The 14,641-nt window shown below is 64.9% G+C and carries 11 protein-coding genes; 9 read left to right on the plus strand and 2 right to left on the minus strand.

Features of this window, described 5'->3' with window-relative positions; translation table 11 throughout:
- The 5 genes from dnaA to gyrB all read left to right on the plus strand — a co-directional run bounded on the left by dnaA (position 1) and on the right by gyrB (position 7,533).
- Positions 1-1,695 carry a chromosomal replication initiator protein DnaA gene (gene dnaA / locus CHEID_RS00005; protein WP_112768999.1) on the plus strand — a complete coding sequence of 565 codons (1,695 nt, stop codon included), beginning with the start codon at positions 1-3 and terminating at the stop codon, positions 1,693-1,695.
- A 587-nt stretch (positions 1,696-2,282) separates the two neighbouring features.
- Positions 2,283-3,464, plus strand: a complete 1,182-nt coding sequence (gene dnaN / locus CHEID_RS00010) for a DNA polymerase III subunit beta (protein WP_112768998.1) — start codon at positions 2,283-2,285, stop codon at positions 3,462-3,464.
- Between the two features lie 36 nt (positions 3,465-3,500).
- Complete coding sequence (recF, locus tag CHEID_RS00015) at positions 3,501-4,760, plus strand: DNA replication/repair protein RecF (protein WP_112768997.1); 1,260 nt, start codon at positions 3,501-3,503, stop codon at positions 4,758-4,760.
- Complete coding sequence (locus CHEID_RS00020) at positions 4,757-5,401, plus strand: DciA family protein (protein WP_112768996.1); 645 nt, start codon at positions 4,757-4,759, stop codon at positions 5,399-5,401. The genes recF and CHEID_RS00020 overlap by 4 nt, the downstream gene beginning before the upstream one ends.
- Before the next feature lie 101 nt (positions 5,402-5,502).
- A complete protein-coding gene (gene gyrB / locus CHEID_RS00025; protein WP_112768995.1) occupies positions 5,503-7,533 on the plus strand; it encodes a DNA topoisomerase (ATP-hydrolyzing) subunit B in 2,031 nt (676 codons plus the stop codon).
- 10 nt (positions 7,534-7,543) lie between these two features.
- Here gyrB and CHEID_RS00030 read toward each other — a convergent pair whose 3' ends face one another.
- A complete protein-coding gene (locus CHEID_RS00030) occupies positions 7,544-8,752 on the minus strand; it encodes an ROK family protein (RefSeq protein WP_146743824.1) in 1,209 nt (402 codons plus the stop codon).
- A 115-nt stretch (positions 8,753-8,867) separates the two neighbouring features.
- Here CHEID_RS00030 and CHEID_RS00035 point away from each other — a divergent pair, with 115 nt between their 5' ends.
- The 3 genes from CHEID_RS00035 to CHEID_RS00045 all read left to right on the plus strand — a co-directional run bounded on the left by CHEID_RS00035 (position 8,868) and on the right by CHEID_RS00045 (position 11,686).
- Entirely contained in the window at positions 8,868-10,064 is a 1,197-nt protein-coding gene (locus tag CHEID_RS00035; protein ID WP_112768993.1) for an LLM class flavin-dependent oxidoreductase, read from the plus strand.
- A 59-nt stretch (positions 10,065-10,123) separates the two neighbouring features.
- On the plus strand, positions 10,124-10,600 hold the full coding sequence (locus tag CHEID_RS00040) for a flavin reductase family protein (protein ID WP_112768992.1): 477 nt from the start codon (positions 10,124-10,126) through the stop codon (positions 10,598-10,600).
- Between the two features lie 171 nt (positions 10,601-10,771).
- The gene (locus CHEID_RS00045; RefSeq protein WP_238599251.1) at positions 10,772-11,686 is read left to right on the plus strand and encodes an alpha/beta fold hydrolase; all 915 of its coding nucleotides are present in this window, start codon (positions 10,772-10,774) and stop codon (positions 11,684-11,686) included.
- A gap of 26 nt (positions 11,687-11,712) precedes the next feature.
- On the opposite strand, the gene CHEID_RS00050 is transcribed toward CHEID_RS00045, so the two are convergent.
- Positions 11,713-11,916, minus strand: coding sequence for a hypothetical protein (locus CHEID_RS00050; protein ID WP_112768991.1), 204 nt, complete (start codon positions 11,914-11,916; stop codon positions 11,713-11,715).
- A 178-nt stretch (positions 11,917-12,094) separates the two neighbouring features.
- On the opposite strand from CHEID_RS00050, the gene gyrA reads away from it, so the two are divergent.
- Positions 12,095-14,593 (plus strand): DNA gyrase subunit A, encoded by a 2,499-nt coding sequence (gyrA, locus tag CHEID_RS00055; protein ID WP_112768990.1) that lies wholly within the window; start codon positions 12,095-12,097, stop codon positions 14,591-14,593.
- Positions 14,594-14,641: the final 48 nt, after the last annotated feature.

Consider the following 14,641-nt stretch of genomic DNA (forward strand, 5'->3'; position numbering starts at 1 on the left):
ATGAACGAGAACGCTTCGTCCGACCCTGCCGCGGAGTTTCCCTCCCTCTGGTACGACATTGTCACTCGGTGGACCACCGGTAACGACCCGGCTTTCCCAGCGATATCCGCTGGTCGTAGGGGAGTAGTGCGGCAGCTTCGGCCGGTTACGCTGGTGGGATCTATCGCGGTGTTCACTGTCCCTACCCCTTGGGCTAAGAGCGAAGTGGAGGACCACCTCGCCATGCCAATCCAGAACGTCCTTCACCAGGAGCTGGGCCAGCCCATCAGCATCTCGGTGTCCGTCCAGGCCAACCCATCCGAGCCACAGCGATCGGCGCAGGATTTCACCAACCCCTCCGGTAGCTCCAATCCCTCCGAGTACGCGAACTCCAGCAACCCCCGTGACCCCCGCGACTCTCGTGATCTCCGTGGTTCCGGCCCCGGTACCCACACGGGCCCAGAGCAGTTCTCGCAGCCAACCCCAGATGCGGATGCTGCCGCCCAACACGCCAGCTACTACGAGGCGCGCCGTGGGGATGACGTCGAACCCTCCCCAACCCCGCCAGCCTGGCAACACCTGGCGAACCCCACCACGGCCAGCAGCAGGCCCGGTACTGATTCGACACATTCCCCGGCTCGCCGTGTCATCCGTACCCCCGGTACCCAGGAACCGGTCCGCGACGACGAGACCATGCTGAACCGGAAGTACACCTTCGATTCTTTTGTCATCGGCAGTTCCAACCAGTTCGCCCATGCCGCCTGCTGCGCAGTCGCCGAGGCCCCGGCACGTGCGTACAACCCCCTGTTCATCTGGGGCGAGTCAGGTTTGGGGAAGACGCACCTGCTCCACGCGATCGGCCACTACGCCCGGGAGCTGCAGCCCAACATGCGGGTCCAGTACGTCTCTAGCGAGGAGCTGACGAACAACTTCATCAACTCCATCGCCTCCAACACCCGCGAAGCCTTCAAGCGCCGCTACCGCAATCTGGACATGCTCATTGTGGATGACATCCAGTTTCTCCAGGGCAAAGAATCCACGCAGGAAGAGTTCTTCCACACCTTCAACGCCCTGCACCAGGCCAACAAGCAGATCGTGCTGAGCTCGGATCGGCCCCCGCGCCAGTTAACCACCTTGGAGGATCGGCTGCGCACCCGTTTCGAGGGGGGCCTCATCACGGATGTGCAAACCCCGGACTTGGATACCCGAATCGCCATCCTGACGAAGAAAGCTCATCTGGAGAACAAGGTCCTGCCAGAGGATGTAGCCACCTTTATCGCCACCCGCTACGAGACCTCCATCCGGGAACTGGAAGGTGCTCTCATCCGCGTGACCGCCTACTGCTCGCTGAGCCGCGTACCGGTCAGCGTGGAGGCTGCCGAGGTGGCGCTGCGCAACAACATGCCCACGGGCGGGGATGTTGTCATCTCCGCGCAGAACATCATCGAGACGGTGGCGGATTACTACACGCTCACCACCGAGGAGCTGCTGGGGAAGGGGCGAAGCCGAAAAGTGGCCCATGCCCGACAGGTCGCGATTTACCTTTGCCGGGAGCTAACCGATCTTTCGCTGCCGAAGCTGGGGGTAGAGTTCGGCGGGCGCGACCACTCGACCGTCCTCTACGCGGAACGGCGCATCCGCGAGTCCCTCAACGAAGATCGCAAGACTTTCGATGACGTCCAGCACCTCACGCAGAAGGTCAAGTCCCACTCGTAACTGCCGCCGGCCCATCCACTCGGAACTTGTGCGCGCAAATCCGGCGGGCGTGCGCTACCCCCGGGTTCGCCAGCTTTCCACCGTTGTCCACAGGAGATCCGGGGATAACTCACCTCATCTGTGGACAACTAGCCGGTCCATGAGCACCGACGAGCACAGTTATCCACATTTCCACAGGCTTTTCCACAGATGTAATTACAAAAGTGTTCTTCCGGGGGACCCACCCGCCGGGCCCACCTAAACTACACCTCAACCTCACCTTTAAGCCCAGGTTTGGGGAAAACCCACCCAAATCAGCGGACAAACCGGTGGATACGATGTGGACAACGCAATCCACGGCAACCTTCTCCCCAACCCCGCCCACTTATGCACAAGCGCCTCCACTGCCCGCCCACATCCCCCGCGGCACCCGGCACCTGCCAGAACGCCGGGTTTTCCACAGCTTGCACAACCCCTACTACCACTACTGTTCTTCCCCTAGGAGAAAAATAAACAGCACTAGGGCCTTTGGGATAAGGTGGATCATCGTCTACGAGGCACATCGCTCACCCCATCCCACGGCCGCGGACAAGGAGAACAACGCTCGCATGGACCAGACAGTCAGTTTCACGGTGCCGAAGGATGACCTCGCCTCGGCCCTTGCCTGGGTTGCTCGGTCCCTGCCGTCCAAGCCCACCCAGCCGATCCTGCGGGGTGTTCTTATTGACGCCACCGACAGCGGCCTGGTCTTAAGTGGCTTCGATCGGGAAGTATCCACGCGCGTGAAGATCAACGCGGAGGTCATGGAGACGGGCAGCCTCCTCGTCGCCGGCAAGTTGGCCTCCGACATTGTGGGATCCCTGCCCAACAAGCCGATCACCATGGAATACCAGGGATCCAAGGTCCTACTGACCTGCGGCTCCTCCCGGTTCGAACTTCCCCCGATGACCATCGAGGATTACCCGCCGCTGCCGGACCTGCCGGAGGTCACCGGCACCATCGACCCCCACCTGTTCCAGGAGGCCATCGGCCAAGTGGCCATCGCGGCGGGTAAGGATGACACGCTGCCCATGCTTACGGGCATCCGCATGGAAATCGACGGGGACAATGTGGTCCTCGCCGCCACCGATCGTTTCCGTCTGGCCGTGCGCACCTTCACATGGAACCCCTCCACCGCCGATGCCCAAGCTGAGCTGCTCATCCCGGCCCGCACGCTGGCAGATACAGCCCGCTCCATGGGCGTTCACGGTTCCGAACCGGTCTCCATCGCCGTGGGGGCCAGCGGCAACATCGGTCGGGAGGGCCTGCTTGGCATTTCCACCGAATCCCGGCACACCACCACCCGCCTGCTGGACGCGGACTTCCCGAAGTTCCGTCCGCTACTGCCTAAGACCCATACCTCTATGGCCTCCGTTGCCATCGAACCGCTGCAGGATGCCATCCGCCGCGTCTCCCTCGTGGCAGATCGCAATTCCCAGATCCGGATGAACTTCGAGCCCGGCGTTCTCACCCTGTCAGCGGGCGGCAGCGATGTCGGATCCGCCGAAGAACAGCTCGACTGCGGTTTCGCCGGGGAACCCCTAACCATCGCGTTTAACCCGACCTACCTCAAGGAAGGCCTCGCGGCGGTCCACTCCCAGCGAGTGGTGTTCGGGTTCACCCAGCCTTCCCGGCCCGCCATCCTTATCCCGGAACAGCCGGACCTTCCGGAAAGCGACGAGGAGGGAAACTTCCCCACTCCCGCTACGGAGTTCACGTACCTACTCATGCCCGTCCGTCTCCCGGGTTAACCGGGTTTCGACTCGACACAGCTTGCGACGTCTCCCGTGTACGTTCGTCACCTGCAGCTCACGGACTTTCGCTCCTGGCCAAACCTGGAGCTGGACCTCACGCCGGGGGTCACCGTGTTCTCCGGGCCCAACGGACATGGGAAGACGAACGTGGTGGAGGCGCTCGGGTACCTGGCGTCCCTAAGCTCCCACCGCGTCAACAGGGACGCCGCACTCGTGCGCGAAGGCCAGGACGTCGCCTCCGTCAGCGCGACCGCCGTGAACAACGGCCGGGAACTCACCGCTCACATCGCCATCAAGGCCCGCGGCGCCAATCGGGCTCACATCAACCGCACCGCGTTGAAGAGCGCCAGGGATGTTTTAGGCATTGTGCGTACCACCCTGTTCTCGCCGGAGGACCTCGCCCTCGTGCGAGGCGAGCCGGAACAACGGCGGCTCTTTCTGGACCAGATCATGGTGGCGCGCTATCCCCGCCTGGCCGGGATCCGCGCGGATTACGATAAGGCCCTGAAACAGCGCAACGCCCTGCTGCGAAACAATGCCGCTGAACTGCGGTTTCACGCGGAGTCCGGCATCGACCCGGAGGGTGCCAGCGCCATCGCGACCCTCGACGTGTGGGATGGGCAGCTCGCCTATCTCGGCGCGCAGCTCATGAGCGCCCGGGTGCAGATCGTGCACGACCTCAGCTCGCATGTCCTGGCCACGTATCAGCGCCTCGCGCCGGAATCCCGCCCGGCGCACCTGGCCTACACGTCCACGGTGGACGAGGAACTCGCACAGCTCGGGATCGAACTGGGCCGCAGCCACCCGGGGGAACCGACCGCCGTGCTCAGCCCGGATATCGCGGAAGCCGTCCTGCTGGAGGCCTTCTCCGCCCGCCGAGACCAGGAGATCGTGCGCGGAACCACGCTGCTCGGGCCCCACCGGGATGACGTGATCCTGCGGTTGGGCTCCCAGCCGGCGAAGGGTTATGCCAGCCACGGGGAATCTTGGTCCTACGCCTTGTCCCTGCGCCTGGCAGCGTTTTTCATGCAGCGCGGGGACGGCACGGAGCCTGTCGTTATCCTGGATGATGTCTTCGCGGAGCTAGACCGCTCCCGGCGGCAACGGCTAGTAGAGCTAGTCCAGGAGGCCGAACAGGTGCTCATCACCGCTGCGGTCGACGAGGACATCCCCGCCGAACTGCGCCACGTCGCCACCCTTCACACCGTCGAGGCCCGCGAGACCCCGGATGGCCGCATATCGTTGGTGGATTCCGCCGATGACAAACCAGGGGGAAGAGGTGAGGTCCAGTGACCGATGCGGTCGAACCTGCGGGTAGCGGGATTGGGGACGCCACCTATATCAGCGATCCAATACTGCGCGCCGCCAGCGCCCTACGTTTTGCCGGCGGGAAGGGACCAGCACTCCCGCCACAGCCAACGCCCGCGGCCCAGACGGGAGGAGGGGCGCTACCGGCATCCGAAGTTTCCCGCGGTGCTCGCGCCGCTGGTGGAAGTCCTGGGCGCCTACGGGCTCGGGCGGGCGTACGCCGGTATCGGCGTACCCGACTGGATGGCCGGGAGGACCGCAGTTACCGTGACCCGGCCCCCGCCGGGTCGGTATTAAGTCGGGAAATTCGCCGCCACGGCTGGCAGCACAACATCGCCGCCGGTCGGCTGGTCCAGGACTGGTCCAGCATCGTCGGCCCGGAGGTCGCGGCACATACTCATGTCCTCGCCTATCACGAGGAGCAACGGGAGCTCATCGTGCAGTGCGATTCGACCCCGTGGGCCACCCAGTTGCGCTACATGGCGCCGATGGTGCTGGCAAGTATTGCGGAGACCGTGGGTTCCGGTGTGGTGGAACACCTGCAGATCAACAACCCCAACTACGGGCCGAAGAGCACCGGCCGGTTGCGGTGGCAGGGCCGCGGTAAGCGGGATGACTGGGGCTGATTCGGTACCCCGGATGGGGCCCAGGGCAGGGTAGACTAGTGGGGTTCATCGGCCGACCTATGCGGGCGGCCAACCTGGGACGCGAAGGAGTATGACCCACAGTGGGTGCACAAGAGCTCAAGAACAACTACGGCGCAGAGTCCATCACCATCCTCGAGGGACTGGAGGCCGTACGTAAGCGCCCCGGTATGTACATCGGCTCCACGGGGGAACGGGGCCTGCACCACCTCATCTGGGAGGTTGTGGACAACTCGGTGGACGAGGCCATGGCCGGTTATGCCACGGAGGTCAACGTCACCTTGCTGGAGGACGGCGGGGTGGAAGTGGTCGACAACGGCCGCGGCATTCCGGTGGAGAAGCACCCCTCTGGCCCGCCGACCGTGCAGGTCGTTATGACCCAGCTCCACGCCGGTGGCAAGTTCGATTCGGACTCGTACGCGGTTTCCGGCGGCCTGCACGGGGTGGGTATCTCCGTGGTGAACGCCCTGTCCACCCGGGTGGAGACGGAGATTAAGCGCGATGGGTACTTGTGGCGCCAGGTGTTCGTGGCGTCCATCCCCGAAGAGCTCGAGCGCGTCAAGAAGGCACGCGGCACCGGGACGAAACAGCGCTTCTGGGCAGACCCCGAAATCTTCGAAACAACCACCTACGACTTCGATACGGTGGCCCGCCGCCTGCAGGAGATGGCCTTCCTCAACAAGGGGCTGACCATCACGCTAACGGATCTGCGCCCGAACGCCTTCGAAAAGGACGAGCTGGAGGAAGTCGGCGCCAACGAGGAGGCCGCCACCCCCAAGTCTGCGGAGGAAAAGGCCGCCGAGCAGGAGCGGAAGAAGGGCCCGAAGGAGGTCACGTACCACTACCCCAACGGGTTGAAGGACTACGTGAACCACATCAACCGGCGTAAGACCCCAATCCACCCCACGATCGTGGACCTGGAGGCCAAGGGCACCGACCACGAGGTGGAGATCGCCCTCCAGTGGAACAACTCCTACAACCAGTCGGTGCACACCTTCGCCAACACCATCAACACCATTGAGGGTGGAACCCACGAAGAAGGATTCCGTGCGGCCCTAACCTCCCTGATGAACCGCTACGCACGGGATCACAAGCTGCTCAAGGAAAAGGATGCGAAGCTCAGCGGCGAGGACGTCCGAGAGGGCCTGGCCGCCGTGATCTCCGTGCGCGTGGGGGACCCCCAGTTCGAGGGCCAGACGAAGACCAAGCTGGGCAACACCGAGATCAAGGGGTTCGTGCAGCGGGCGGTCAACGAGCACCTTTCCGATTGGCTGGATGCCAACCCCGCCGAGGCGAAGGCCATCGTGAACAAGGCCGTGTCCAGTGCCCAGGCACGGGCGGCGGCGCGGCGGGCCCGGGACCTCGTGCGCCGGAAGTCCGCATCCGATCTGGGTGGCCTGCCCGGAAAGCTGGCTGACTGCCGCTCGAAGGATCCGAAGAAGTCCGAGCTGTACATCGTGGAGGGCGATTCCGCCGGTGGCTCCGCGAAGTCCGGGCGGGACTCCATGTTCCAGGCGATCCTGCCCCTGCGCGGCAAGATCCTCAACGTGGAGAAGGCCCGCATGGACAAGGTGTTGAAGAACGCTGAGGTGCAGGCCATCATCACGGCACTTGGCACCGGTATCCACGATGAGTTCGATATCTCCAAGCTGCGCTACCACAAGATCGTGCTCATGGCGGACGCGGACGTAGACGGTCAGCACATCGCGACGCTGCTGCTCACGCTGCTATTCCGGTTCATGCGGCCCCTCGTGGAGGAGGGCCACGTCTACCTGGCCCAACCGCCGCTGTACAAGTTGAAGTGGGCCAAGGGGGAGCCGGGCTTCGCCTTCACGGACCGCGAGCGGGATGCCCAGCTCAAGGAGGGGCTGGAGCAGAACCGGAAGATCAACAAGGACGACGGGATCCAGCGCTACAAGGGGTTGGGTGAGATGAATGCCAAGGAGCTGTGGGAGACCACGATGGATCCGGCGACCCGAACCCTGCGCCTGGTGACCCTGGAGGACGCGGCCGCCGCCGACGAGCTGTTCAGCATCCTCATGGGCGATGACGTGGTCGCCCGCCGGAGCTTTATCACCCGCAACGCCAGGGACGTGCGCTTCCTCGACGTCTAGGGCTGCACGCCTAGACTTCCTCCGCCCGCCGCGCCACGCTTAGGGGATCCTGCCACAGTCGATGCAGGGCAACCGCGGTCGCGGCCCGGTGCACCGGGCCCCGAGGGGCGATCTCCAGGGTCACTTCCGGGTGATCGGCTTCGAGGATCCCGCGAATGCGGGTGGCGGCCAGGGGATCGGCGGTGAAGGCTTCCCCGGCGAGCACGACCCGATGGGGGTCCAGGGTGTCCAAGGCACTGGAGAGCCCTTCGGCCAGCAACCGGGCGCGGGCGTCCAACAGTTCGCGCGCTGCGGGCTTGGTAGAGCGGGCCAGGTCAGCGACACTTTGTGCGGACAGCCCGCGATGGCGGGCCGCGGAGAGAATGCTGCTCGCGCTAAGCGGGTGGGCCCCCACTGGGCAGGTTCCGGCGAACAGGCTGCCCCGCCCCAGGGTGTCATACACGATGGGGCTGGATCCGGTCTTCGGCCGGTGGACAGTGCCCCCCATCATCCAGGCGTGGCTGATGAGCTCCCGGGCGTAGCAATACAGGGTCGAGGCACAGGGTGGCGCTGCCGCCGTGATCGGATCCGTGCAGGTCAGCAGATCGCATCCGGCCAAGGCCTGCACGCCGCCGCTGATGCCCACATCCTTGTGCAGGTAGGACCGCAACAGCGGCAGGGCGGGTTGTTCCTCCCAGCCATAAGCGCTGGAGGTGACGGTGCCATCGGGGCGCACGGCGGCGGAGAAGGCGACGCCCGCGCCAGCGATGCGCGTGCCGGGTGGCGCCAGGGATCGCAGGGAGTGGCCGATAGCTTCCAGGGTGTCCGCGGCCGGGGTACTGGAGACATCGAAGTTCACCTGCCGCTGGGCCAGGACCGTTCCGGTGGGATCCACGGCCAACAGCAGGGTGGAGCGAGCCCCGATATGCGCACCGAGCGCGACGAGGCCGGGGTTGTGCGGGATGAGGGTGGCGGTGCGTCTGCCGCCCCGAGATCCGGGCGTGGTTGCGGACGGTAAGGATGGGGGTAGGTGCTTGTCCTGGACGACCAGGCCGGCCTCGATGAGCGCGGTGACGAGTCGCGTGACGCTCGGCTGAGATAGACCGAGCTGTCTTTGTAGGAGCGCTCGGGTGACCGTCGGCGGTGCTATCGCGGCATCGGCGGGGTCCGGTCGCGCCGCCCGAATCAGTTGGAAGCAGCGGGCTGTGGGATCGGTCGGCAGGGCAAACGCTATGGTCACGACGCGAAACGGCCCCCTGGTAAAAACTCGGTGGGGTGCATCGGGTTTAGGCTGCAAAGATTCACCATGAATCGAACACTAGCACCTACCTAGACAGAATGGTCTACTGAACGCCATGACCACTGCACTCTCCACGACCTCCTCCCCGTCCACTGCGGGGGCTTCAGCTTCGGACCAGCGGGACCTCGTCTTGCACTGGTACCTCCCGACGTATGGAGATTCCCGCGGTGTGATGAGCGGCGGGCACGGATCTGGCCTATCCCACGGCGAGCGTCCGGCGACGCTCGACTACATGGCCCAGTTGTGCCAGGCTGCGGAGGCCAACGGGTTCGAGTCCGTTCTCATCCCCACGGGGCAGTGGTGCCAGGAGGGGTGGGTCGTCGCGTCGGCGATGGCGGCGCGGACCAGCAGAGTGAAGTTCCTCGTCGCCGTGCGCCCCGGGCTCGTCGCCGCACCCCTGCTGGCCCAGCAGGTACAGACCCTCCAGGACCTGTCCGGCGGGCGGGTCGCGGTGAACGTCGTGATCGGCGGGGAGGACTTGGAGCAGCGCACCTTTGGGGACTTCACCACGAAGCAACAGCGGTACGAGCGGGCCGACGAGGTTCTCGCCGCGGCACAGCACCTGTGGAGCAGCGATGAGCCGCTAACGGTCTCCGGCGACTATGTGCAGGTGGAAGGGGCCCAGTTGGCCCAGCGCCCCGCAGTACAGCCCCCGATCTTCTTCGGCGGTTCCTCCCCGATAGGCATCGAGGTCGCCGGACGCCGGGCCGATGTGTACCTGACCTGGGGGGAAACCCCGGATAAGGTGGCGGCGAAGCTGGACCGCGTGCGCCACGCGGCGGCGGAGGCTGGGCGGGAAGACATTGACTTCGGCATTCGTCTGCACGTCATTGCTCGGCCCACGGAGGAGGAAGCGTGGGGGGAGGCCCAGCGCCTGCTGGATGGCATTGACCCGGCAAAGGTGGCCAGGGTCCAGGCCCGCTTGGCCACATCGCAATCTGAAGGCCAGCGCCTGCAATCGGAACTCCACGGACGGGGGGCCGGCTTCCACACCGGAACCCCGGCCCGGGACTTGGAGGTCGCCCCCAACCTCTGGGCGGGTATCGGCCTGGTCCGCGGAGGAGCAGGCACATCCCTCATCGGTAGCTACGAGCAGGTCGCTCAGCGCCTGGCCGAGTACCGGGCCATCGGCATCCGCCACGTCATCCTCTCCGGTTATCCCCACCTGGAGGAGACCTGGCACGTCGGGGAGGGCCTGGTGCCCCAGTTGCAGCGGGCCGGCATCGACGTTCGCCACCACACCACGCGCTGAGGGGCCGCGCCACTACCCGAAACACCCTTACCCACAACACTTTGGATGGTGATTTCTCTATGACAACCGCACTCGGAACCGATTTACGCAAAGCCTTGGCGGCCGTACCCACGCCCATCGCCGCCGTCGCCGCCGAGGTGGATGGTGCCCCGGTGGGCATGATCGTGGGTTCCTTTGTGGGGCTTAGCCTGGATCCGGGCCTGGTGAGCTTCAGCCTGCAGAAAACCTCCACGACGTGGCCGCAGCTCCGGGCCGCAGAGCGGCTGGGTATCTCCATTCTGACCTCCGACCACAGCCATCAGGTACGCCAACTCGCTGGCCCCGCCGAGCACCGCTTCGCCGGGGTGAATTACCGCACTGAGGGGGACGCCATCGTGCTGGACGGCGCCACCACCGGGCTCGTCGGCCGCCTGGTCAGCGAGTTTTCCGCCGGCGATCATAACGTCGCCATCGTGGAAGTGGAGCAGGCCCACCACAAGCCCCACCCCCAACCGCTGGTCTATCACGGCCGATCCATCGCCCCCCTGAGCCGCTAGCCCAGTGAAACCCCGAGCCGCTAGCTCAGTGCGAGAAGCCCGCGAGTTTTGCAGCGGAAAGCGGCGAACCGGCCGCGATGGGGTGCGCGGCGGGGTTATCCTACTGTCCTGCACACCTGTCTCAGCGCGCGATATCCGCCCTGCTGGTTCCCATGAAATCCGAGGACCGTAATGCCCCAGCTCGTGCCCGTGCCCATGCCGGATAGTTCCCGCTCACCCATTCGGCTTTGGGACGCCACCACCACAGCGCCCGCTGAACCTGCGCCCGGGGAGCCAGCCGCGCCCCCGTCGCGGCCGCTGATCATGATCTGGCCGGGCTGGGGCATGGGCGCGCGCTACTACGATCCCATCGCCACCGAGCTGGCGGGCCGGGGATCTCCGGTCGCCATCGGGGAGCTGCGGGGCCAGGGCGGTAGCACGGCTGTACCGAGCCGCACGCATCGTTGGGGCTATCACCACATGGCCAGCGAGGACTACCCTCTGAGCATCCGGGCAGCGAAGCGGGAACTGGGTTTGCCCGTGGATTACCCCACGATCCTGCTGTGCCACTCCATGGGCGGGCAAATCGGCTTTCTCTTTCTCTCCCGGCCGGAGGCGGCAGAGCTGGGCGTCATCGGGTTGATGGGTGTCGGCTCTGGCACCCCGTGCTACCGGGGTTTTACGGGCTGGGCCCGGTGGAGGTTATTCATCGGGTCCTACCTCATGCGCGCTGTGGCTGTTGGCGTCGGATATCAACCGAACGGCCCTCTGGACGTGGCCGGATACGGGAGACAATCGGGTGACCACGTGATTGAGTGGACCCATTATGTGCACAACAATGATCTCTCGGTTTTGCGCCACAGCGATCGGGACTACGTGGCGGCCCAGCGAGAGGTGCGCATACCCGTGCTGCTCACCCGTTGCAGCAACGACGATGATTGCCCCTTGGAGTCCGCGCGGAACCTCGCCCAGGCGCTGCCCAATGCGGCAGTGGAGGTAGAGGAGATTGCCGAGCCCCTGGGGCACAACCGCTGGGCGCGGGAACCAGATGTCGTCGCCACTCGCTGTGCCCAGTTCGAGGGGGAGTGCCTGCGGGACGCGACGTAGTCCCTGGCAAGTCTTTGAGGAGCTCGTTAGTCCTGCAGGAGAACGTCGGAGTCCACGTTAATGTCCTCGTACGTCTTCTCCTGGCCATCCTCCTCCAGGATGATGGAGCAGGTGGAGGGCTCCTTGTTGGCATAACCACGGAACACGCCGGTGACGGGCTCGCCCTGCAGGATCAGCTTGATGGTGCGGCCCTCGAGGCCGTCGAGGTTATCGATGCGCTTGTTGTCCATACCGGCGACTTTACCCAAATGCACCACGGGGGTAACTGCACTCGGCGTGCAGGGCGGGGGGAATGGTGAGACCTCGCCGCTTTTTGGCCCAGGAGCTGGGAATTTCGGATCCCGGGCAAAGCCCGCAGCGGTGCTAAAATAGCTCAGTCAACCTGAACAGAAAGGCCAACGGACTGCTGTGAGCGACGATACCAACGGCGGAGATACCTCCTACGACCGGGTAAAGCCCATCGATCTGCAAGAAGAGATGCAGTCGAGCTACATCGACTACGCGATGAGCGTGATCGTCGGGCGAGCGCTCCCCGAAGTCCGGGACGGGCTCAAGCCCGTGCACCGGCGCATCCTCTACGCCATGTTCGACAATGGCTTCCGCCCGGAGCGGTCCTACGTAAAGTCCTCCCGCCCCGTGGCGGAGACCATGGGTAACTACCACCCGCACGGGGACTCGGCGATCTACGACACCCTCGTGCGCATGGCCCAGCCCTGGTCCATGCGCTACCCGCTGGTGGACGGGCAGGGCAACTTCGGCTCCCGCGGCAACGACGGCGCAGCGGCCATGCGCTACACGGAGTGCCGGTTGACCCCCCTGGCCATGGAGATGGTCCGGGACATCCGGGAAAACACCGTGGAGTTCCAGCCGAACTACGACGGGAAAACCCGCGAGCCCGTTGTTTTGCCCTCGCGTGTGCCGAACCTGCTGATGAACGGGTCCGGCGGTATCGCCGTGGGCATGGCGACGAACATCCCGCCGCACAACTTGAACGAGCTGGCAGAGGCGATCTACTGGCTGCTGGATCACCCCGAGGCTGAGGAGGATGAGGCCCTCGAAGCCTGCATGGCTCGGGTAAAGGGGCCGGATTTCCCCACCGCCGGGCTTATCGTCGGGGACAAGGGGATTCAGGACACGTACCGCACGGGCCGTGGCTCCATCCGCATGCGGGGGGTCACCACCATTGAGGAAACGGCTGGGCGACAGACCATCGTCATCACCGAGGTTCCCTACCAGGTCAACCCGGACAACCTGGTGGCGAGCATCGCCGAGCAGGTGCGTGACGGGAAGATAAGCGGCATCTCCAAGATCGAAGATGAATCCTCCGACCGCGTGGGCATGCGCATTGTTGTCACGCTGAAGCGCGATGCCGTGCCGCGCGTGGTGCTCAACAATCTCTACAAGCACTCGCAGCTTCAGACGAGCTTCGGTGCGAACATGCTCTCCATTGTGGAGGGCGTGCCCCGCACCCTGCGGCTAGACCAGATTCTTAGCTACTACGTCACGCACCAGATGGATGTCATCGTCCGGCGTACCCAGTTCCGGCTGGACGAGGCGGAAAAGCGCGCCCACATCCTCCGTGGCCTGGTGAAGGCACTGGACGCGTTGGACGAGGTCATCGCGCTCATTCGCCGTTCTGCGACGGTGGACGTGGCCCGGGAGGGGTTGATCGAGCTGCTGGACATCGACGAGATCCAGGCGGATGCGATCCTGGCGATGCAACTTCGTCGCCTCGCTGCGCTTGAGCGCCAGAAGATCGTCGATGAGCTGGCCGAGCTGGAGGAGATCATCGCCGACCTTAAGGAGATCCTCGACAGCCCGCAGCGGCAGCGCGAGATCATCAAGGAAGAGCTCGCGGAGATCGTTAAGAAGTACGGCGATGAGCGCCGCACTCAGATCGTCGCGGCCAGCGGGGACGTCAACGAGGAAGACCTCATTGCCCGGGAGAACGTGGTCATCACCATCACCTCCACGGGTTACGCCAAGCGCACCAAAGTGGATGCCTACCGTTCACAACGCCGCGGCGGCAAGGGCGTGCGGGGCGCCGAGCTGAAGCAGGACGATGTTGTCCGGCACTTCTTCGTCTGCTCGACGCACGACATCATCATGTTCTTCACAAATTTCGGTCGGGTGTATCGCCTGCGGGCCTTCGAGCTGCCGGAGGCCACCCGTACCGCCCGGGGCCAGCATGTTGCCAACCTGCTGGAGTTCCAGCCAGGGGAACAGATTGCGCAGGTCATCCAGATCCAGTCCTTTGAGGACGCCCCCTACCTGGTGCTGGCCACAGCGCACGGCAGGGTGAAGAAGTCCTACCTGACGGACTACGACACGGCCCGTTCCGGCGGGCTTATCGCCATCAATCTCAACGAGGGGGACCGGCTGATCGGCGCGCAGCTGTGTAAGGGCGATGACGATCTGCTGCTCGTCTCTGAAGAGGGCCAGGCGATGCGCTTCACCGCCAACGACGAGACCCTGCGCCCCATGGGCCGGGCAACGGCCGGGGTGAAGGGCATGCGCTTCCGCCAGGAGGACCAGTTGCTGGCGCTCACCGTGGTGAAGGAGGGTTCCTGCCTGTTCGTGGCAACCAGCGGCGGTTATGGCAAGCGCACTCCAATGGAGGAGTACCCGGCTAAGGGCCGCGGCGGCCTGGGCGTGGTCACCTTCAAGTACGACAAGAAGCGCGGCAAGCTCATCGGCGCGTTGACCGTCAGCGAGGACGACGAGATCCTGGCCATCACTTCCGCTGGCGGCGTGATCCGCACGCAGGTCCGGCAGGTGCGCCAGACCTCTCGCGCGACGATGGGGGTGCGCCTGGTGGACCTCGCCAAGGGCGTGGAGCTGCTTGCCGTGGACAAGAATTTGGAGGAGGAAGCCGAAGAAACCGCCGCGGCCTTGGAGGAGAGTTAGGCCCGCGCGCCGGGGTATGCTCCTCTCACAAGCGAGCCGCGAACCAGA

It is taken from the genome of Corynebacterium heidelbergense (assembly GCF_028609845.1).
Lineage (GTDB): Bacteria > Actinomycetota > Actinomycetes > Mycobacteriales > Mycobacteriaceae > Corynebacterium > Corynebacterium heidelbergense.

Excerpts from the sequence above, each read along its gene's own strand:
- dnaN (WP_112768998.1), top strand. The coding sequence starts at position 2,283 with ATGGACCAGACAGTCAGTTTCACGGTGCCGAAGGATGACCTCGCCTCG.
- dnaA (WP_112768999.1), top strand. The coding sequence starts at position 1 with ATGAACGAGAACGCTTCGTCCGACCCTGCCGCGGAGTTTCCCTCCCTC.
- CHEID_RS00045 (WP_238599251.1), top strand. The coding sequence starts at position 10,772 with ATGCCCCAGCTCGTGCCCGTGCCCATGCCGGATAGTTCCCGCTCACCC.
- CHEID_RS00035 (WP_112768993.1), top strand. The coding sequence starts at position 8,868 with ATGACCACTGCACTCTCCACGACCTCCTCCCCGTCCACTGCGGGGGCT.
- CHEID_RS00040 (WP_112768992.1), top strand. The coding sequence starts at position 10,124 with ATGACAACCGCACTCGGAACCGATTTACGCAAAGCCTTGGCGGCCGTA.
- CHEID_RS00050 (WP_112768991.1), bottom strand. The coding sequence starts at position 11,916 with ATGGACAACAAGCGCATCGATAACCTCGACGGCCTCGAGGGCCGCACC.